This is a genomic window from Streptomyces sp. NPDC051987, from assembly GCF_040680735.1.
Classification (GTDB): domain Bacteria; phylum Actinomycetota; class Actinomycetes; order Streptomycetales; family Streptomycetaceae; genus Streptomyces.
The window spans coordinates 156,677-176,034 of sequence record NZ_JBFAXI010000003.1 but is presented as its reverse complement, the minus strand read 5'-3'; the positions used below and the strand labels follow the sequence as shown (position 1 = coordinate 176,034).

The following is a 19,358-nucleotide window of genomic DNA, read 5'->3' as shown; positions in this document are numbered from 1 at the left end:
GGTGGTGGAAGGCCGTCCGGAAAGTCAAGGCCGGTCCCGTGAACCGATCGGCGGGGCCGGTGCGATGAGGGGATGTGAGCGGAACGAGAAGCGACGGGGAGCTGCTGCGGGCCATTGCCGCGGACGCGGACCGGCGCGCCTTCGAGGAGCTGTACCGGCGGTACGCCCCGTGGCTGACCGCGCGGCTGCGCGGCCGGTGCGCGGACCCGTCCGTGGTCGACGACGTCGTGCAGGAGACCTTCCTCGCGGTGTGGCGGGGGACCGCCCGATACCGGGAGACCACCGAGGACGGGGTGCCCGCCGACGCGGCCGGGTGGCTGTGGCGCATCGGGTCGCGGCGGCTGATCGACGCGGTGCGCGGCGACGGCGCCCGCGGCCGGCTGCGGCAGGCGCTGGCCCGGCTGCGGCACCGGGACGAGGCCTCGGCGGAGGAACGCGTGCTCGCGGGGGTGGAGCACGGGGACCTCGCCGGGGCCCTGGTCCGGCTCTCGCCCGAACTGCGGGCGGTGCTCCAGGCGACGGTGATCGACGGACTGACCACCCGGGAGGCGGCGGTCCTGCTCGGCATCCCGCCGGGGACGGTCAAGACCCGCGCGATGCGGGCGCGCAAGCAGCTGCGGGAGGAACTGGCATGACCTGGCATGTGTCTCAGGACGATCTGCGGGCCTACGCACGCGGGGAGCTGGCGCCGCCGCGGCTGTGGTCGGCCGACACCCACGTCGGTTCCTGCGCCGACTGCCGCGCGGTGCTCGCGGCGGTGTCCGACCCGCTCGCGCTGGACGCCGGCTGGGAGCGCCTGGACGCCGAACTGGACGCGCCGCGCCCAGGGTTGGGCCACCGGTTCCTGGTCCGCCTCGGGGTCGCCGACCACACCGCGCAGCTGCTCACCGCGACCCCGGTGCTGCGCCGCTCCTGGCTGGCGTCGGTGGCCTGCGTGCTGGCGGCGACGGTCCTCGTGGTCCACGCGGTGGACGCGCCGGCGCTGTTCCTGGCCCTGGCCCCGCTGCTTCCGCTGGGCGCGGTGGCCCTGTCGTACGGACCGGTCCTCGACCCGACGTACGAGATCGCCGCGGTCGCCCCGACGCACGGCTTCCGGCTGCTGATGATCCGCACGGTGGCCGCACTGACCGCCTCCCTCGGCTTCAACTGCCTGGCCGCGCTGGCCCTGCCCGGCTACGGGCTGCTCGCCTTCGGCTGGCTGCTGCCCGCCCTCGCGCTCACCGCGGCCGGCCTCGCCCTCTCCGCCAGGCTGGGCCCGGTGCTCGGCCCCGGCCTGGTCGGCGGGGCGTGGACCGTCCTGATGGCGGTGGCGGCGCTGCACCCGACCGGCACACCGGCCGCGTTCACCACGGCCGGGCAGTCGGTGGCGGCGGCGCTCGCCGCGCTGGCCACACTCGTCCTGCACCAGGTGCGGGACCGCTTCGACGCCAAACCCTACTGACCGACAGCCCCAGCTGGAGTCCCACGTTGCCCACCACTGTCTCCGCCGTCGGCCTCACCGTGCGCCACGGCGGCACCCCGGCGCTCGACGGCGTCACCCTGTCCCTGACGGACGGCGTCACCGGCCTGCTCGGCCCCAACGGCGCCGGGAAGACCACCCTGCTGAAGGTCCTCGCCACCGCCGTACCGCCGGATGCCGGCGCCTTCACGGTGTACGGCGCGGACCCGGCCACCCCGTCCGGCCGGCTCGCGGTCCGCCGCACGCTCGGCTACCTCCCGCAGACCCCCGGCTTCCACCCGGACTTCACGGCCTTCGAGTTCGTCGACTACGTGGCCGTCCTCAAGGAACTCACCGACCGCGGCGGCCGCCACCGCGAGGTGCGCCGCGTCCTCGACCAGGTCGGTCTGGCCGACGTGCGCGGCACCCGGATCAAGCGGCTGTCCGGCGGGATGCGGCAGCGGGTCGCGCTGGCCGCCGCGCTCGTCGGCGACCCCCGGTTCCTGGTCCTGGACGAGCCGACGGTCGGACTCGATCCCGAACAGCGCATGCGGTTCCGGGAACTGATCGCGGAGGCCGGGGAGGGCCGCACGGTGGTGCTGTCCACCCACCAGACCGAGGACGTGGCGATGCTCTGCAACCGGGTGATCGTGCTGGCCGGCGGCCGGGTCCGCTTCGACGGCACCCCCGCCGAGCTGACCGCCTGCGCGGCCGGACGCGTGTGGAGCAGCACGGAACGCGCCCCGGGCGCGCGGGCCGGCTGGCGCACCGGCACCGGCGCCTTCCGCAACGTCGGCGACCCGCCCACCGGCGCCGAGCTGCTCGAACCCACCCTGGAGGACGGCTACCTGCTGGTTCTCGACGCCGAGAGCACGGAGGTCGCGGCATGACGAGCGTCCTCGTGAAAGAGCCGGAGGCGGCGGCCGCCGGGCGTGAGCGGAGCGAACGCGCCACCGCGTGGGGGTCCGTCCGCGCGCTGGCCGCCTTCGAGGCCCGCCAGCTCCTCCTGCAGATCCCGATGCTGCTCTTCGGCCTGCTGTACCTGACCTACGTCGGATACGGCCTGTTCGGCCGGGACGAGGGCATGGACGCGTACCCGGTCCTGCACGACGTGGACCGCTCGACCCAGGGCGGCCCCGAGCTGTTCGCCGTCGCCCTGCTGGTGTGCGTGCACCGGGCGGCGCTGCTCAACCGGCGGCGGGGCCTGGAGGAGCAGTTCGGGGTGCTGGCGATGCCGACCGCGCGCCGCACGCTGGCCCACGCGCTGTCCGTGGTGCCCTTCGCGCTCGGCGTGGCCCTGGTGGTCGGCGTCCAGTTCACCTGGGCGGCGCTGCGGCCGGGCGCGGTCGGCCACGGCTCGGTCTTCGAACTGGCGGTGGCCCCGCTGGCCGTCCTGCTCGCCGGCGCGGTCGGGGTGCTGCTGGCCCGGCTCCTGCCCCACCCGGCGGCCCCGCTGCTGCTCCTGCTCGGGTTCGGGTTCGTCACCAGCCTGCTGCCCGGCGGCTCGGGCGCCCACGGCGTGGACTGGCTGTGGCCGGCCGTGCTGGAGAACGGCGGCACCCCGGTCCCCGGCGAACTGCTGGGCCGTCCGGCGGGCTGGCACGCGCTGTATCTGCTGGGGCTCACGATGCTGGTGGTGTGCGTCGCGATGTGGGTGGCCGGCAGCAGGGCCCGGGTGCTGAAGGCGGCGACCGCCGTGGCCCTCGCGGCCGCGGTGGCCGGCGCGGTGGGTCAGGCGCCGGGCGACTCCGCCGCTCTGCGGGCCGCGCGGAAGGCGGAGGCGGACCACCCGGCGAAGTTCCAGACGTGCGTCGAGCGGGCCGGCTCCCGCTACTGCGCGTACCCGGACTGGAAGGGCTGGACGGTCGACTGGGCGTCGGTGGTCGACCGGGTCCGGTCCGAGGCGGGCGGTGCCGCGGCCACGACCCGGCTCACCGTCCGTCAGCGCATCCAGGAGATCAGCGACCTGACCACGGACGCCACCCTCCCGACGAGCGCCACCCCCGGCACGGTCACGGTGGGCACCCAGTGGGGCGGCAACCGGGTCCCCGAGTTCGCGGTCGGGGTCGCCCGGGTCCTGGTCGCGGGCAGCGAACAGGCCTCTGCGGACATGTGCGACGCCCGCGGGGTGACGACGATGTGGCTGGCCCTCGCCGGCGACTCCACCCCCGCCACCACCTTCCGCCACCTCCGCATCGACGACAGCCTCAAGGGCTCCGGCGTGGTCCGCACCTCGGACGGCGGCAGCATGTCCGTCTCGGCCCAGCAGACCCAGGTCGTCCGCGAACTGCTCCGCGAGCCGCACGACACGGTGGCGGCCCGTGTGAAGTCCCACTGGCGGCAGCTGGTCTCCCCGCACACGACGACGGCCGACGCGGCCCGCCTGCTCGGCGTGAAGGCGCCGACGGGGCCGGACGACTGCCCGGCGGGCTGACGCGGGCATGATGGGGGCGACCGGTGGCGGGCGGAGAGGAGACGGGCATGGACAACCCATTCCGTGACGGGGGCCCGGCCGAGAGGGCGATGCCCTGGCTCTCGGCCGCCGTCGTCCTCGGCCTCGCCGCGGCCACCCTGGCCGGCGGCGCCGCGCCCCTCGTCAAGGCGCTCGCCGCGGCGGTGGCCGTCGCCGTTGCCTGCAGGTCCGCCTACCTGGTCAGCCGCAGGCGTCCGCCGGGCCGGTGAGGGATCCTCAGGTCTCCGTGCGGTACATCAGGTCCGTCTCGTGGGTGGTGAAGCCCAGGCGTTCGTAGACCGCGACCGCCGCGGTGTTGTCGGCGTCGACGTACAGCATCGCCGTCGGCAGGCCGCGGTCGGCCAGGTGGCGCAGGCCGATGGTGGTGAGGGACTTGCCGAGGCCGCCGCCCTGGGCGGCGGGGGAGACGCCGAGGACGTAGACCTCGCCGAGGCGTTCGGCGTCGTGGACCTTCGTCCAGTGGAAGCCCAGCAGTTCGCCCTCGCGCTCCGCGAGGAAGAAGCCGGCCGGGTCGAACCAGGGCTGGGCCTTGCGGTCGTCCAGGTCGCGCTGGGTCAGCGAGCCCTGTTCCGGGTGGTGGGCGAAGGCGGCGGCGTTGACGGCGAGCCAGGCCGCGTCGTCCTGGCCGGGCACGAAGGCGCGGACGGTGACGCCGTCGGGCAGCTTCGGGTCCGGCAGGTCCAGGTCCGTCAACGGGCGGCGCATCTGCCGCAGTTCGCGGAACAGGGTGAGGCCGAGGACCTGCGCGAGGTGGCGGGCCGCCGAGTGGCCGCCGTGCGCCCACACCCGCAGCCGCTTGCCGGACGCGGCCAGCAGGGCCGAACCCAGGGCGCGGCCGTGTCCGTGGCCCCGGTGCTCCGGGTGGACGACCAGTTCGGCGGCCGGCGCCTCCACCGGATCGGTGTCCTCCAGCTGGGCGTAGCCGACGAGTTCACCGCCGGCGGTGAGGAGCAGATGGGAGACGCCCTCCCGGGCACCGCCGCCGAGCTGGAGGCGGCCCTGCTCGGACACCGGCTGCTGGCCGTCGGCCCGAGCGGCCTGCTCCAGCAGCTCCCGTACGGCCTCGGCCTGATCCGGGGTGAGCGCGGAGAAGGTGTCGATGGAGCGGGAGTACATGGGCGGCCGTGCGGTGTCGTCGCTGGTCATGCGTACGAGGGTACGGGGCCGGATCGGCAAAGTGCGGGCACCGGGAGAAGGCAAGGGGGAGGGCAACCGGCAACCGAGACGTAAGCACGAACACCCTGATGTGCTACGCGCGTTGACCCTGGGCTGCGCCGGACCGGATGCGGGCACGCCGCGAAGGAGGACCGGCCCGCACAGGAGAAGTTCCACGGCGTCTCGTGCGGCCACCACGCGCACGAGAAGTCCCCGGCTCCAGCCAGGGGAGGAGTCACGCAAGCGAAGTCCCTACGCCTCATGACGGCCAACTCCTCGCCGACCGCCCCGCTCGCACCGTCGGCGACGAACCGGATCACGATCGTGCACCGGGCCCTTTTCTGTCGGACCTGTTGGACCTGCCGGATCTGGTGGATAAAACCTATGTGAGACGGCATTCGGTTCCCGGTTGCTTCTGAAAATTAATCTCAGCCGCAATTCATCGAGGTCTCACTGGAAATGGCTTTTTCGGGCGCTCGGGTCCCGTAATGTTTTCCATGTCGAAAGCGAACGGCGCGGACGACAGAGTGAAGGAGAACAGCATGAGCTTCCATAAGATCGTCCCGGTCAAGAAGCACCGCAAGCCCGCCCCGGCCCCGAAGAAGCCCGCTCCGAAGAAGCCGGAACCGAAGCGTCGACCGATCGGCGACGAGCGCTGACCAAGCATTTACAGAAGTAATTCACATTCATTCACAGGTTGTTGCGGCAGGTCGGTAGAGAAACTGTTGCAGAACCACGACACATGTCACCGCGACACGCGTCACCACGGAAAGGAACCACACCATGAGCTTCCACAAGATCGTCCCGGTCAAGAAGCACCGCAAGCCCGCCCCGGCCCCGAAGAAGCCCGCTCCGAAGAAGCCGGAGCCCAAGCGCCCCGTCGGCGACAGGCACTGAGACACGCCGTGCGGCGGGGTCACCGGTCACGCGTGGTCGTACCGGTGGCCCCGCCGCGGCCATGTCCGCCCCCCGACCGCCCCTGAAGGGAGTTGCCGACCATGAGAGAAGCCCGTGCGGCCTTCCGCCGTTTCTGGCCGCTGACCCGCGGCGACCGCAAGTGGCTCTGGCTGATCATCGGGTGCGTGGTGGTGTCCGCGCTCGCCGAGACCGCCGCGATCCTGCTCTTCGCCGACCTCACCGACAACGCCCTCAAGGCCGGTTCGCTCTCCGCCTTCTGGGGCCCGGCCGGCGCCTGGCTCCTGGTCGCCGCGGTGGGTGCTCTCGTCGGCTACCTCGGCAACTCGCTGGCCGCCTGGACCGCCGAGAGATTCGTCCTGCGCCTGCGCGCCAAGGTCTTCCGGCACGTCCAGGACCTGCCCCCGCACTTCTTCCAGCAGCACCGCCAGGGCGACCTGGTGGAACGCCTCACCGGTGACGTCGAGGCCATCGAGCAGATGGTCGTGTCCGGTGTCGTCGGCACCGTCGCCGCCGCCTTCTCCGCCGTCTTCTACGCGGCCGCCGCGTTCTGGCTGCGCTGGGACCTGGCCCTTGCCACCTTAGTCCTCGCGCCCCTGTTCCTGCTGGCCGCCCGCCGCTTCTCCGGCCGGATCAGGACGGCCTCCCAGGACGAGCGGGTCGCCGACGGCGCGATCACCTCCGTGGTGGAGGAGTCCCTCGGCAACGTCGTCCTCACCCAGGCCTACAACCGCCGCCGGGACGAGGAGCAGCGCCTCGACGCCGAGGCCCGCGCCTGGCTGCGGGCGAGCGTGCGGGGCGCCCGGCTCAGCGAGATGTACGCCCAGTTCGTCGAGGTCGTGGAGACCCTCTGCGTGCTCGCCGTGATCGGCCTGGGCGTCTGGGAGATCTCCGCGGACCGCATGACCCTCGGTCAGCTCCTCGCCTTCGCCGCCTTCCTCGGCTACCTCTATCCGCCGGTCCGCAACCTCGGCCAGCTCGGCCTCACCCTCACCGCGGCCACCGCGGGCGCGGAGCGCATCGGGGAGATCCTGGACGCCGAGCCCGCCGTCACCGACCCCGCCCGGCCCGTCGGCCCCTGGCCGGTCCGTGGCTGGGTCAGCTTCCACAACGTCTCCTTCCGCTACCCGGAGTCCCCCCGCGCCTCCCTCCGCGGCGTCGACCTCACCGCCGGCCCCGGCGAACTGGTCCTGGTCACCGGCAAGAGCGGCGCCGGCAAGTCCACCCTCGCCAAGCTGCTCACCCGCTTCTACGACCCCTCCGCCGGCGTGCTCTGCCTGGACGGCGTGCCGCTCACCGACGTCCCCCTGGAGTTCCTCCGCGAGAACGTCGCCCTGCTCCCGCAGCAGACGCTGATCCTCAACGGCACGATCCGCGAGAACATCGCGTGCGGCCGCCCCGGCGCGACGGACGCCGAGATCGAGCAGGCGGCACGGGACGCGGCCGCCCACGCCTTCGTCACCGCCCTCCCCGAGGGCTACGACACCCACATCGCCCCCGGCACCGCCGCCCTCTCCGGCGGCCAGCTCCAGCGGATCGCCATCGCCCGCGCGATGCTCCGCGCCGCCCCGGTCCTGGTCCTCGACGAGCCGACGGCGGGCCTGGACGCGATCGCCGCCCGCCAGGTCGTCGCCCCCCTGCGCAGGCTCATGGCGGGCCGGACCACCATCATGATCACGCACGACCTCACCCTCGCCCCCGACGCCGACCGCATCCTGGTCGTCGACCGCGGCCGCCTGGTGGAGTCCGGCACCCACGCCGAACTCCTAGCCCGGGGCGGCGCCTATGCCACCCTGGCCCACCCGCTCCCCGAGGCCGCGGAACCGGCCCCGGCCCCCGACGAGACGATGATCCTCAGGTGGTAGCGGCGTTCCCGAGCGTGACCCGCTCCTGATGCGGGCGGGCTACGGCTGCCGGGCCGGGGAGTGCGGCGGCCGGGCGCGCCAGTACCGGTCGAGCACGAAGGCGAGGGCCGCGCCGGCGGCCAGGGGCACGCACACGAAGAGCACGAAGGGATGGTCCGGACGCCCCACCGTGATCAGCGCGACGTCGAGCACGAACATGAGGCAGAAGACCGCGATCGCGCCGTACGCCCCCCAGGTCCCGGCCCTCCGCCGCGCCGCCCCGCGCAGGATCAGCTCCTCGACGTCCGGCCGGCGCTCCCAGGTGAGGCTGCGCAGCGGGGCCGCGGCCAGGCACAACTCCGCGACCTCGGCGTACGGGTCGTCCAGCTGCCAGTCGTTGAGGTGCCACAGCAGGAAGCGGCGGCCCTGGAAGTCGTACAGGTAGGTGAGCCACCGCGGAGCCGCCCGCCCGGAACCGCGCGGCGACTGCTCCACCCGGATGTCGTACACCTCCGACCAGGCCCAGGTCCGCGCACGCAGCGGCCCCTGCGCGGTGATCCCGGCGGCCGTGACCCTGGTGCGCGCCCGGAACTGCTCCAGCGCGACCCGCGCGATCGCCAGCCCCATCAGTACCGCGAGGGCCGGCGGCCCCCACCAGAACCCGCTCCCGCCGCCGTCCCCGTCGCGGGAGACCCGGCTCGTCTGGATCAACGCGTTCATCATCAGCAGCCCCGGCAGGAGGAGGTACGCCAGGGGCGGCTTCCGGCGCCTCCGGTACACCCGCTCGACTCCACCCTCGTCCACGATCCGTGCCCCTCCCCAAGCGCACCGAACGGGTGCGCGACTGGGGAGAGGATAGGGCGGCCCTCCGTCGCCTCGGAAAGCGGTCCGGTCCAGGCGTGACGGTCCGGTCCGTGATCGCTCGAACGGGTGATCTGGCGTCAGACCGCCAGGTCACCGGTGACGCCGTTCCCGAAGGCCCCGCCAAGGGGCTCGTGATCGGGGAGGCGATCACAGGGCCGAAGCGCGGATGAGGCATGCGCGTGGCGGCTACGGTGTTTCCGGCGGAGCCGTGGGCGCTCCCGGCAGGCGTACCGTCGCCACCGTGCCGCCGCCGCTCGCGCGGGTCAGGGTGACGTCGCCGCCGGCCTGCTGCACCGTGCGGGCCACGATGGAGAGGCCGAGGCCCGAGCCGGGCAGGGCCCGTGCGCTCGGGGAGCGCCAGAAGCGGTCGAAGACGTGGGGGAGTTCGTCCTCCGCGATGCCGGGTCCGTGGTCGCGGACCGTCAGGACCCCGCGGTCCAGGGTGACCTCGATCGTGCCGCCCTCGGGACTGAACTTCACCGCGTTGTCGAGGATGTTGACGATCGCCCGCTCCAGGGCGGAGGGCTCGGCCCGGACGAACCACGGCTGGACGTCCGCCGTGATCGTCAGCTCCGGGCCGCGCAGGCGGGCGCGGCGCAGGGCCGCCTCGACCGTGTCCTCAAGCGCCACGATCTGCACGCGCTCACCGCGCTGACCCTCCGAGCGGGACAGCTCCTGGAGGTCGCCGATCAGCGACGCCAGCTCCGTCACCTGCGCCTTCACCGAGGCGAGCAGCGCCTTGCGGTCCGCCGCGGGGATGGGCCTGCCGGTCTCCTCGCTGCGGGTCAGGAGCTCGATGTTCGTGCGGAGCGAGGTGAGGGGGGTGCGCAGTTCGTGGCCGGCGTCCGCGATGAGCTGTTGCTGCAGTTCGCGGGAGCTGGCCAGGGAGCTGGTCATGCTGTTGAAGGAGCGGGAGAGGCGGGCGATCTCGTCGTCCGACGCGTCCTCCACGGGGATGCGGATGCTCAGGTCCTCGGTCCGGGCGACGTGCTCGACGGCCTGCGTGAGCTCGTCCACGGGGCGGAGACCGGCGCGTGCGACGGCGAGGCCCGCGGCTCCGGCGCCGAGGACGCCGACGCCGGAGACGAGGAGGAGGATCAGGGCGAGGTCCTTGAGGGTGTCCTGGGTGCTCTTCAGGGGGACACCGGTGACCAGCCCGACGTAGGAACCGTTCTGCGCGGGGAACACCTGGGTCATGACCCGTACGGCGTTGCCGCTCTTGTCGGTGCCGTTGCGGAAGTAGAGCGTGTCGGTGTTCCCGCTCTTGATGATGTCCTCGTCGGACTGGCCGATCCGGATCACGTCCGTGGAACCGGGCAGCAGGCAGACCGTGCCGTCCGTCGTGACCGCCTGGCCGTAGTCGATCCGCAGGTGGTTGGCGCCCTGAGGGGTGTCGAAGCAGTCGCTGAGGGCACCGCTGAGGAGCTGCGCGGCCACCGGGCCGTGCAGTTGCTTCTCCAGGTCGCTCTGCAGTTGGTCGTACAGCTTCCCCTGCACGATGAACCAGCAGGTCACCGAGACCGCCGCCACCGCGAACGCCACCGCCGCCGCGACCAGCATGGACAGGCGGGCGCGGATCGGGAGGGTGCGGAAGCGGGCGGCGAGCCTGTTCACTCGGCGCCGCCCTGGCGCAGCACGTAGCCGACGCCGCGCACGGTGTGGACGAGTCGGGGTTCACCGCCGGCCTCGGTCTTGCGGCGGAGGTACATGACGTAGACGTCGAGGGAGTTGGACGAGGGCTCGAAGTCGAAGCCCCAGACGGCCTTGAGGATCTGCTCGCGGGTGAGGACCTGGCGCGGGTGCGCCATGAACATCTCCAGGAGGGTGAACTCCGTGCGGGTCAGCTCGACCTGGCGGCCGGACCGGGTGACCTCCCGGGTCGCGAGGTCCATGCGCAGGTCGCCGAAGGTGAGCGCCTCGTCCTCCTGGACGGCGTCGGCGACCGTGGCCGCGTAGGAGCTGCGGCGCAGCAGGGCCCGGATGCGGGCGAAGAGCTCGTCGAGTTCGAACGGCTTGACCAGGTAGTCGTCGGCCCCGGCGTCGAGACCGGTGACGCGGTCGCCGACCGTGTCGCGGGCCGTCAGCATCAGGATCGGGGTGGTGTCGCCGGCGCCACGGATGCGGCGGGCCGCGGTCATGCCGTCCATGCGGGGCATCTGGATGTCGAGGACGATCAGGTCCGGCTTGCAGGCCGTCGCCTTCTCCAGCGCGTCCGCGCCGTCGACCGCGACCTCGGTCTCGTACCCCTCGAAGGCGAGGCTGCGCTGGAGGGCTTCGCGTACGGCCGGCTCGTCGTCGACGATCAGGATGCGCTGGGGTTCACGGTCGCCATCGGCGGGGCTCATCGCTCGCGTTTCCTCGGGGTGCGGTGGGTCTGGGTCGGGACGCGCCTCTCAGCCTCGCATGTTTCCGGGCTGCCGGGTATGCACGCCGGTGGGGTGGTACGCCCCTAGCCGCGTACCAGCGTCATGCGGCTCAGCGGCACCTTGCGCTGGTGCGGCCGGGCCGTGGAGGTGCGCAGGCCCATCAGCTGCGGGGCGGGGACGACCTCGGGGGCGCGCGGGGCCGGGGTCGGGACCGGGGTCGCCATGGGCTCGGGGGAGCGAGGGCCGGGGGTCGGAGCCACGACGGCCTCCGTCGGCGCGTGGAGCTCGTACGCCACGGCAAGGGCCAGGCTGACACCGGCCGGGCTGTCGGCGGACATCGTGTGCGAAACCTGCGTGATCATGATGTGCTCCCTACGTGCTCGTGCCGGTGGTTCAGCTGGTGGAGCCCGACCGCAGCTTGGCCAGGTCGGACTTGACGGTGTTGATCGGGATGGCGAAGCCGAGGCCGACGCTGCCCGCGTCCGAGGAGGACGACGAGGAGTCCGAACTGGCCGAGTACATCGCGGAGTTGATGCCGATGATGTCGCCGCTGGCGTCGATCAGCGCGCCGCCGGAGTTGCCGGGGTTCAGGGACGCGTCGGTCTGGATCGCCTTGTAGGTCGTGGTGGACGAACCGGTGTCGCCGTTGAACTGCTGGCCGCCGAAGGAGAACGGCCACCGGCCGTCGCCGCCCTGCTGTTGCTGCTGCTGGCCCTCGTCGGTGGAGACGGTCACGTCCCGGTTGAGCGCGGAGACGATGCCGCTGGTGACGGTGCCGGTCAGGCCCTCGGGCGAGCCGATCGCCACGACCTGGTCGCCGACCTGGACCCCGGCGGAGTTGCCGAGGGTGGCGGGCGTGAGGCCGGAGGCGCCCTGGAGCTTGATGAGGGCGAGGTCCTTGGAGCTGTCGGTGCCGACGACCTGGGCGGTGTACGACGTGCCGTTGCTGGTGGTGACCTTGACGGACTGGGCGCCGGAGATCACGTGGTTGTTGGTGACGATCTCGCCGTTGCTGGTGATGATCACGCCGGAGCCGGTGGAGGTGCCGCTGCTGAGGGTCGCGACGATCTCGACGACGCTCGGGCTGACCTTGGCGGCGATCGTGGCCACGTCGCCCCTCTTGCTGGAGGGCACCACGCTGGTGGTGGTGCTGCTGGAGACGACCTGGTTCTTGCCGGTCAGCTCCTGGAAGGCGTACGCGGTGCCGCCGCCGACGGCCGCCGCGACGATCGCGACCGCGGCGAGCAGGGCTATCGGGCCCCGGGGGCGCTTCTTCTTGGCATGGACCGAGTGCTCGGGGTGCTCCGCCGGGTGCTCCGCGGGGTGCTCCGCGGGGTGCTCCGCGTCGGGGCCGACCGTCGGCTGGTGGGCCGGTGGGGGCGGCCACTCCGGGTTCACGGGGGAGGGGGCGGAGGCGTGCTGCTGCCGGGGGTACGCGCCCTGGTAGGCGTCACCCTGGGGACCCTGCGGGTTCTCGTACTCGCCGCTGCGGCGGAAGCTCTCGGTCATGACAGACAGCTTGTCCCGCGACCATGAGAGCTCCCTGAGTGCCCGCTGAGAACGCCGCGAGAAGCTCGTTCGCCCGATATAAGGAACCTTCTCGCAGGTCGGGAGAGGTTCTCAGGAAGCGTTCATGAAGGCTTCGCGCTTTGGGGCGCGTCTGTGGCGCCCCTTGCTTCAGCGCCCCGTCAGGGGCGCGGGGAACTGCGCGGGCAACCACGACGCACCCGCGGCCGAAGACCTATCCGCACCCGCAGGACCCACGCACCACCAGCCGGGAAGGAAACGTCTTCAGGCGCTCCCTCCGCGACCCCGCCACCCGCAGCCCGTCGTCGAGCACCAGGTCCACCGCCGCACGCGCCATCGCCGGCCGGTCGGAGGCGATCGTCGTCAGCGGCGGATCCGCCAGCGCCGCCTCCTTGATGTCGTCGAAGCCCGCCACCGCCAGCTCCCCCGGCACGTCGATGCGCAGCTCCCGCGCCGCCCGCAGCAGGCCGATCGCCTGGTCGTCGGTGGAGCAGAAGACCGCCGGAGGGCGGTCCGGTCCGGCCAGCACGTCGAGGGCGACCCGGTACGCGTCGTACCTGTTGTACGGCGCCTCGAACAGCCGGCCCTCCGTCTCCAGGCCCGCCTCGGCCATGGCCCGCCGCCAGCCCTCGACGTGGTCGGAGACCGGGTCGCCGACGGCCGGGGTGTCCGCGGTGCCGCCCATGCAGGCGACGTACTCGTAGCCGTGCTCCAGCAGATGGCGGACGGCGAGCTGGGCGCCGCCGAGGTCGTCCGTCACCACCGCCACGTCGTCGATCGCCTCCGGCCGCTCGTGCAGCAACACCACCCGCGCGTCCCAGGCCTCGATCTCGGCGGCCGCCGAGTCGTTCAGCGCGTGGGAGACGAGGATGAGACCCGAGACCCGCATGCCGAGGAAGGCGCGCAGGTAGTGGACCTCGCGCTCCCCGACGTAGTCGGTGTTGCCGACCAGCACCATTTTTCCGCGCTCGGACGCGGCCTGCTCGACCGCGTGCGCCATCTCGCCGAAGAACGGCTGGCGGGCGTCCGGGATGATCAGGCCTATGAGGTCGGTGCGCCGGGACGCCATCGCCTGGGCGACCCGGTCGGGGCGGTACCCCAGCTCCTTGATCGCGGCGAGGACGCGCTCGCGCGTTGCCGGGGCGACCGGCCGGGGTCCGTTGTTGATGACATAACTGACGACGGCGGTGGAGGTCCCCGCCAGCCGCGCCACATCATCCCGAGTCACCTTGGCCACGCGCGGAGTCTACGCGGATGGACCCGCTCTGGGCAGGGCGAACCGGAGCTTCGCTTGCGTAAGCAATGCCCCGTCCGGGCGACGGCCATGCCTCACCCGGACCCCTGCTACGCCTCCGACGGCACCTCGACCGCGTCCAGAGCCGCGGATGCGTCCGCATCCTCCGGCTTTGGCCGGTCCGCGTGGGCCTTGGCCGCCTCGGCGGTCCGGTCGCCCTTCTCGGGCGTAACGAATCGATAACCGACGTTCCGGACGGTTCCGATCAGGGACTCGTGCTCGACGCCGAGCTTGGCGCGCAGCCGTCGCACGTGCACGTCGACGGTCCGGGTGCCGCCGAAGTAGTCGTACCCCCAGACCTCCTGCAGCAGCTGTGCGCGAGTGAACACCCGGCCGGGGTGCTGGGCGAGGTACTTCAGCAGCTCGAACTCCTTGAAGGTGAGGTCGAGGACCCGTCCCTTCAGCTTCGCGCTGTACGTCGCCTCGTCGACCGACAGGTCGCCGTTGCGGATCTCCATGGGGGAGTCGTCGGCGACGATCTGCTGGCGGCCCATGGCCAGCCGCAGCCGGGCCTCCACCTCGGCGGGGCCGGCGGTGTCGAGGAGCACGTCGTCGATGCCCCAGTCGGCGGTGACGGCGGCGAGCCCGCCCTCCGTCACGACCAGGATCAGCGGGCAGCCGGGGCCGGTGGAGCGGAGCAGCTGGCAGAGGCTGCGGACCTGCGGGAGGTCGCGGCGGCCGTCGATCAGGATGACGTCGGCGCCCGGGGTGTCGACGAGCGCGGGCCCTTCGGCCGGTGCGACCCGCACGGTGTGCAGGAGCAGGCCGAGGGCCGGCAACACCTCCGTGGACGGCTGGAGGGCGTTGGTCAGGAGCAGCAGAGAACTCATATGTCTGGTTCCTCCTCGGTCCCTGCGAGGACTGTGTGCAATGACACTGCGCTGCGCTCCCGAGATTCCGTACACCGGCGGTCACCTGGAGTTTCCCGCTTCGTATACGGCCCTTCCGAAAGCACAAAAGGACCCGGTGGCGGCGCTGCCCGAGTCCTCTGCCAGCAGAATAGCCCACATGAGCACCGGTCCGGCAGGTCATGTGGCACGTTCCGCCGTTCGTCCGACATATGAGACGAGCAGAAACGCCTCTATGCGGACGTTTCTGCGCACGGACGACGGGGTTTCCATCGATTCCGTATACGATCCCGCCTCCGTCGTATACGACAACTCGCGGCCACCTTCCGGTGATCTGGTGTTCGTCATGGCCCACGGGTTCACCGGCGACGTGGACCGACCACATGTACGACGGGTGGTCGCCGCCCTGACGGAGCACGCGCCGGTGGTCAGCTTCTCCTTCCGCGGCCACGGCCGCTCCGGCGGCCGCAGCACCGTCGGCGACCGCGAGGTCCTCGACCTGGCGGCGGCGGTGGCGTGGGCCCGCGACCTCGGCCACGCGCGCGTGGCCACCGTCGGCTTCTCGATGGGCGGCTCGGTGGTCCTGCGCCACGCGGCGCTGCACGCCGGGGTGGACGCGGTGGTCTCCGTGTCGGCCCCCGCACGCTGGTACTACCGGGGCACCGCCCCCATGCGCCGCCTGCACTGGCTGGTCACCAGGCCGGAGGGCCGGCTGGTCGGCCGCTACGGCTTCCGCACCCGGATCCACCACCGCGACTGGGACCCGGTGCCGCTCTCCCCGGTCGAGGCGGTGCCGAAGATCGCCCCGACCCCGCTGCTGATCGTGCACGGCGACAGCGACGGCTACTTCCCGGTCGACCACCCCCGGATGCTGGCCGACGCCGCAGGTGGCGCCGCCGAGCTCTGGCTGGAGCCGGGCATGGGCCACGCCGAGCACGCGGCGAGCGACCGGCTGCTGGCCAGGATCGGCGACTGGGCGGCCGCGCGGGCGGGCTAGCCTGAGCCTGTACACAGGTACACAGCCGACCGAATGTTCTTGTCGAGTCCCTTGAGGAATCTGATGCCCGAGGTCACGGTGCGCTACTGGGCCGCCGCGAAGGCCGCGGCCGGTGTCGCCGAGGAGCCGTACGCCGCGGACACCCTCGCCGAGGCGCTGGCCGCGGTGCGCACGCGACACCCCGGCGAACTCACGCGCGTCCTGCGGCGATGCTCCTTCCTCGTCGACGGCGACCCCGTGGGCACCCGCGAACATGAGACGGTACGGCTGGCCGAGGGCGGCACGGTCGAGGTGCTCCCGCCGTTCGCAGGAGGGTGAGCGACACCGATGACCAACCAGCCCAACCAGCCGTACGAGGGCTACGACCCGTACCAGCAGCAGCCCCCCGCCCAGCCGCAGTGGGGGTACGACGAGCAGAGTTACGCCACCCAGCAGTGGCAGGGGCAGACCTGGGAGACCCAGACGCACGCCCCGGTGCAGGAGACCGCCGTTCCGCCGGCGGCGGCCACGGCCTCGGCCGCCGCCGCGGCCGAGGCGGCGTACGCGGCACCGCGGTCGTACGAGGGGCCGTACGCCACCGGGCAGCAGGCGTACCCCGCCGCCGCCCCCGCCCCCTCCGCCCCCGCACCGGCCGCGGCTCCCGTCGACACCGCGGGCTACGGTCCCGCGACCCTCTCCGGCAACGCCCGGATCACCGACGCCCAGCGGGCGCGCCTGGAGGGCCGCTCGCCGATCATCGAGCCGGGCATGCAGCCGGCGCTGCTCACGGCGCTGCTGGGGCTGCTGCTCGCGGCGACGGCGCCGGTCTCCTCGTACGCGCTCGTCGTCCCCCTGGTGATCCTCCAGGCCGTGACGGCGGCGGGCTGGTTCCGGCTGAACGGAATGTGGCCGGCCCGGCAGGGCATCGCGCTCGCCTTCATGGGCGGGGTCACGGCGGACGTGGCGGTCCTGGTGGCGGGCCGGGACCAGGCCCCGGCGGCGATCCTCGGTCCGCTGGGCGTGTGGGTCCTGCTCACCCTGGTCCTCCAGCTCCGCTCGCACGCGGACCCCGACACCCGTATGTACGGCCTGATGGCCACGGTCGCCTCCTCCGCCCTGGCGATCATCGCCACCGGCTACCTGGGTGCGGACCCCGACGCGGTGTCGGTGGGCGCGGCCGCGGTCGCGGTGGCGGTCCTGGCGCGGGCGCTGCCGCTGCCGACCCCGGCCTCGGTGGCCGTGTCCCTGCTCGCCGCGGCCGGGGCGGGCATCGCGGTGGGCGGCATGACGGGGCTGGGCGCGAAGGGTGCGCTGATCGGGGCGGCGGCCGGGGCGTGCGCGCTCATCGGGCATCGCGCGGCGAGCTACGACTACCCGTCGAGGTTCGTCCACTTCACGGCGGGCGTGGCGTTGCCGTTGACGGCGGCGGCGCCGGTGGTGTGGGTCCTGCACTAGCGCCCTGTAAGGGGCGCGGGGAACTGCGCGGCCGGCCCCCACCGGCCCGCGCCCGAAGACGAACCGGCTCCCCTTGAGGGCCCCGATGTCACAGGTGCTCGACAATCGCCGTCGGTCCGCTCCCGCAGGGTTAGCGTGGCGGAAGCGACCATGAACAGCCGACTTCGGGGGACCCCCTACACATGCGTGCTCTGCGAATACTCCTGATCACCGTCGTAGTCCTCGGCATCCTCTTCGTGATCGTCGACCGCGTGGCCGTGCACTTCGCCCAGGGCGAGGCCGCCGACAAGCTGAGGACGACGGAGAACCTCGCGAGCACCCCCGACGTCTCCATCAAGGGCTTCCCGTTCCTGACGCAGGTCGCGAGCGGCACCCTCGACGACGTGCAGGTCGGCATCAAGGAGTACGACGCCACCACCGGCACCGCCGGCAAGACCATCCGTGTCGAGGACCTGAACGCCGACATGAAGGACGTCACCTTCACCGGCGACTACAGCTCCGGCACCGCCCGGACCGCCACCGGCACCGCACTCGTCCCCTACGACGAGCTGCTGAAGAACGCCCAGTCGACCCCCACCGACCTGGGCCTCGGTTTCACCGGCCGGGTCGTCGGTCTCGCCGACGGCGGCGACGGCAAGATCAAGGTCACCCTCGACGTCGGCGTCCCCGGCGTCGGCGCCCACCAGAAGGTGACCGTCCTCAGCACGGTCACCGTCAAGAACAACACCGTGCAGGTGCACGCCGACAACCTGCCCAAGCTCGCCGGTGTCGGCCTCGTGGAGGACCGTTTCCGCCGGGCCTCCGACTTCCAGCAGGCGATCGACCAGCTCCCCGGCGGTTTCAAGCTGGACTCGGTGCAGGCCGCGCCGAACGGAGTGGAGATCGCGGTGAAGGGTTCGAACGTCAGGCTCGCCGGGTAGAAGCGGCACGGCGAGGACCGGCGCCGTTCCAGTAAGCGAGACGGCTGCGTCCGTACAGTAGATGGGGTGACCGACACAGGTGCCCGGCCGCCCCGGAACCACGCCCGGGGCCTCACCCGCGTCCCACAATTCGGACGATCGCGTCTCACCATACGACATGCCGGTGACATGCCCGCTTGTCCGTCCCTACGATCGAGCCCATGAAGCGTCAGGCGGATCTCACGAAGCGGCGGGCAGTCGACCTGTGCCGCGTCGCCGCCATGCTCTGTCGCCCCTTCTGACGGCGGAGGCCGCACCGCCTCCGCATCCCCCTGCCCTCCCCGTCGAGGGCCTCCGTGCGCTCGCTCGCGCACCCACCCGCACTCGCACGCCCCGCCGCACCTGCCCCGGAGGAGAAAGAGCATGAGCCGCAGCGACGTCCTGGTCGACGCCGACTGGGTCCAGGACAACCTGGACAACCCCGAGATCGCGATCGTGGAAGTGGACGAGGACACGTCCGCGTACGAGAAGAACCACATCCGCAACGCGATCCGCATCGACTGGACCAAGGACCTGCAGGACCCGGTCCGCCGCGACTTCATCGACCAGGAGGGCTTCGAGAAGCTCCTGTCGGCGAAGGGCATCGCCAACGACACGCTGGTGATCCTCTACGGCGGCAACAACAACTGGTTCGCGTCCTACGCCTACTGGTACTTCAAGCTCTACGGCCACGAGAACGTCAAGCTCCTCGACGGCGGCCGCAAGAAGTGGGAGCTGGACGCGCGCGAGCTGGTCGAGGAGGTCCCGGAGCGCACCGAGACCACCTACAAGGCCAAGCCGCAGAACACCGCGATCCGCGCCTTCCGCGACGACGTCGTGGCGGCCATCGGCTCGCAGAACCTCGTCGACGTGCGGTCGCCCGACGAGTTCAGCGGCAAGCTGCTCGCCCCGGCCCACCTGCCGCAGGAGCAGTCGCAGCGTCCGGGCCACGTCCCGACCGCCCGCAACATCCCGTGGTCGAAGAACGCCAACGACGACGGCACCTTCAAGTCGGACGACGAGCTCAAGGAGCTCTACGCCGCGGAGGACGTGGACCTCGCCAAGGACACCATCGCCTACTGCCGCATCGGCGAGCGCTCGGCCCTGACCTGGTTCGTCCTGCACGAGCTGCTCGGTGTCGAGAACGTCAAGAACTACGACGGCTCCTGGACCGAGTACGGCAGCCTCGTGGGCGTCCCGATCGAGCTCGGCGCCAACAAGTAGACCGACCTTTCCAGACCCCATCCTCACCCCATCCCCAGGAG

20 protein-coding genes are annotated in these 19,358 nt (G+C 72.3%); 12 read left to right on the top strand and 8 right to left on the bottom strand.

Annotation, left to right across the window (positions count from 1 at the left end; translation table 11 throughout):
• The first annotated feature begins 74 nt into the window (after window positions 1–74).
• From AB0M11_RS02830 to AB0M11_RS02810, 5 genes are read left to right on the top strand one after another with little or no spacing between them, the layout of a single operon-like run.
• Window positions 75–635 (top strand): RNA polymerase sigma factor, encoded by a 561-nt coding sequence (locus AB0M11_RS02830; RefSeq protein ID WP_365700618.1) that lies wholly within the window; start codon window positions 75–77, stop codon window positions 633–635.
• A complete protein-coding gene (locus AB0M11_RS02825; RefSeq protein ID WP_365700616.1) occupies window positions 632–1,441 on the top strand; it encodes a zf-HC2 domain-containing protein in 810 nt (269 codons plus the stop codon). The genes AB0M11_RS02830 and AB0M11_RS02825 overlap by 4 nt, the downstream gene beginning before the upstream one ends.
• A gap of 26 nt (window positions 1,442–1,467) precedes the next feature.
• Entirely contained in the window at window positions 1,468–2,328 is an 861-nt protein-coding gene (locus AB0M11_RS02820; protein ID WP_365700614.1) for an ABC transporter ATP-binding protein, read from the top strand.
• On the top strand, window positions 2,325–3,872 hold the full coding sequence (locus AB0M11_RS02815; RefSeq protein ID WP_365700612.1) for an ABC transporter permease: 1,548 nt from the start codon (window positions 2,325–2,327) through the stop codon (window positions 3,870–3,872). The genes AB0M11_RS02820 and AB0M11_RS02815 overlap by 4 nt, the downstream gene beginning before the upstream one ends.
• A 47-nt stretch (window positions 3,873–3,919) precedes the next feature.
• The gene (locus tag AB0M11_RS02810) at window positions 3,920–4,120 is read left to right on the top strand and encodes a hypothetical protein (RefSeq protein WP_365700610.1); all 201 of its coding nucleotides are present in this window, start codon (window positions 3,920–3,922) and stop codon (window positions 4,118–4,120) included.
• 7 nt (window positions 4,121–4,127) lie between these two features.
• On the opposite strand, the gene mshD is transcribed toward AB0M11_RS02810, so the two are convergent.
• Window positions 4,128–5,057 carry a mycothiol synthase gene (gene mshD, locus AB0M11_RS02805; protein ID WP_365700608.1) on the bottom strand — a complete coding sequence of 310 codons (930 nt, stop codon included), beginning with the start codon at window positions 5,055–5,057 and terminating at the stop codon, window positions 4,128–4,130.
• Between the two features lie 1,007 nt (window positions 5,058–6,064).
• On the opposite strand from mshD, the gene AB0M11_RS02800 reads away from it, so the two are divergent.
• Window positions 6,065–7,846 carry an ABC transporter ATP-binding protein gene (locus tag AB0M11_RS02800; RefSeq protein ID WP_365700607.1) on the top strand — a complete coding sequence of 594 codons (1,782 nt, stop codon included), beginning with the start codon at window positions 6,065–6,067 and terminating at the stop codon, window positions 7,844–7,846.
• A gap of 39 nt (window positions 7,847–7,885) precedes the next feature.
• On the opposite strand, the gene AB0M11_RS02795 is transcribed toward AB0M11_RS02800, so the two are convergent.
• From AB0M11_RS02795 to AB0M11_RS02765, 7 genes are all read right to left on the bottom strand, one after another.
• Window positions 7,886–8,629 carry a PH domain-containing protein gene (locus AB0M11_RS02795; RefSeq protein ID WP_365700606.1) on the bottom strand — a complete coding sequence of 248 codons (744 nt, stop codon included), beginning with the start codon at window positions 8,627–8,629 and terminating at the stop codon, window positions 7,886–7,888.
• A gap of 246 nt (window positions 8,630–8,875) precedes the next feature.
• Complete coding sequence (locus AB0M11_RS02790) at window positions 8,876–10,303, bottom strand: HAMP domain-containing sensor histidine kinase (protein ID WP_365700604.1); 1,428 nt, start codon at window positions 10,301–10,303, stop codon at window positions 8,876–8,878.
• On the bottom strand, window positions 10,300–11,034 hold the full coding sequence (locus AB0M11_RS02785) for a response regulator transcription factor (RefSeq protein WP_365700602.1): 735 nt from the start codon (window positions 11,032–11,034) through the stop codon (window positions 10,300–10,302). Before AB0M11_RS02785 ends, AB0M11_RS02790 begins: the two co-directional genes overlap by 4 nt.
• A gap of 104 nt (window positions 11,035–11,138) precedes the next feature.
• Window positions 11,139–11,417 carry a hypothetical protein gene (locus AB0M11_RS02780; RefSeq protein ID WP_365700600.1) on the bottom strand — a complete coding sequence of 93 codons (279 nt, stop codon included), beginning with the start codon at window positions 11,415–11,417 and terminating at the stop codon, window positions 11,139–11,141.
• A 31-nt stretch (window positions 11,418–11,448) separates the two neighbouring features.
• Window positions 11,449–12,564 (bottom strand): trypsin-like peptidase domain-containing protein, encoded by a 1,116-nt coding sequence (locus AB0M11_RS02775; protein ID WP_365700598.1) that lies wholly within the window; start codon window positions 12,562–12,564, stop codon window positions 11,449–11,451.
• 232 nt (window positions 12,565–12,796) lie between these two features.
• Window positions 12,797–13,819, bottom strand: coding sequence for a LacI family DNA-binding transcriptional regulator (locus AB0M11_RS02770; RefSeq protein WP_365700596.1), 1,023 nt, complete (start codon window positions 13,817–13,819; stop codon window positions 12,797–12,799).
• Between the two features lie 107 nt (window positions 13,820–13,926).
• Window positions 13,927–14,706, bottom strand: coding sequence for a response regulator transcription factor (locus tag AB0M11_RS02765; RefSeq protein ID WP_365700594.1), 780 nt, complete (start codon window positions 14,704–14,706; stop codon window positions 13,927–13,929).
• A gap of 178 nt (window positions 14,707–14,884) precedes the next feature.
• On the opposite strand from AB0M11_RS02765, the gene AB0M11_RS02760 reads away from it, so the two are divergent.
• From AB0M11_RS02760 to AB0M11_RS02735, 6 genes are all read left to right on the top strand, one after another.
• Window positions 14,885–15,721: an alpha/beta fold hydrolase gene (locus tag AB0M11_RS02760; protein WP_365700592.1), complete on the top strand. Its 837-nt coding sequence runs from the start codon at window positions 14,885–14,887 to the stop codon at window positions 15,719–15,721.
• Window positions 15,722–15,784: 63 nt separating this feature from the next.
• Window positions 15,785–16,039, top strand: coding sequence for a MoaD/ThiS family protein (locus tag AB0M11_RS02755; protein WP_365700590.1), 255 nt, complete (start codon window positions 15,785–15,787; stop codon window positions 16,037–16,039).
• 9 nt (window positions 16,040–16,048) lie between these two features.
• The gene (locus tag AB0M11_RS02750) at window positions 16,049–17,155 is read left to right on the top strand and encodes a hypothetical protein (protein ID WP_365700588.1); all 1,107 of its coding nucleotides are present in this window, start codon (window positions 16,049–16,051) and stop codon (window positions 17,153–17,155) included.
• A gap of 182 nt (window positions 17,156–17,337) precedes the next feature.
• Window positions 17,338–18,075, top strand: coding sequence for a DUF2993 domain-containing protein (locus tag AB0M11_RS02745; protein ID WP_365700586.1), 738 nt, complete (start codon window positions 17,338–17,340; stop codon window positions 18,073–18,075).
• 200 nt (window positions 18,076–18,275) lie between these two features.
• Complete coding sequence (locus AB0M11_RS02740) at window positions 18,276–18,356, top strand: Ms5788A family Cys-rich leader peptide (protein ID WP_350751515.1); 81 nt, start codon at window positions 18,276–18,278, stop codon at window positions 18,354–18,356.
• Window positions 18,357–18,477: 121 nt separating this feature from the next.
• Window positions 18,478–19,317, top strand: coding sequence for a sulfurtransferase (locus AB0M11_RS02735; RefSeq protein WP_365700584.1), 840 nt, complete (start codon window positions 18,478–18,480; stop codon window positions 19,315–19,317).
• Window positions 19,318–19,358: the final 41 nt, after the last annotated feature.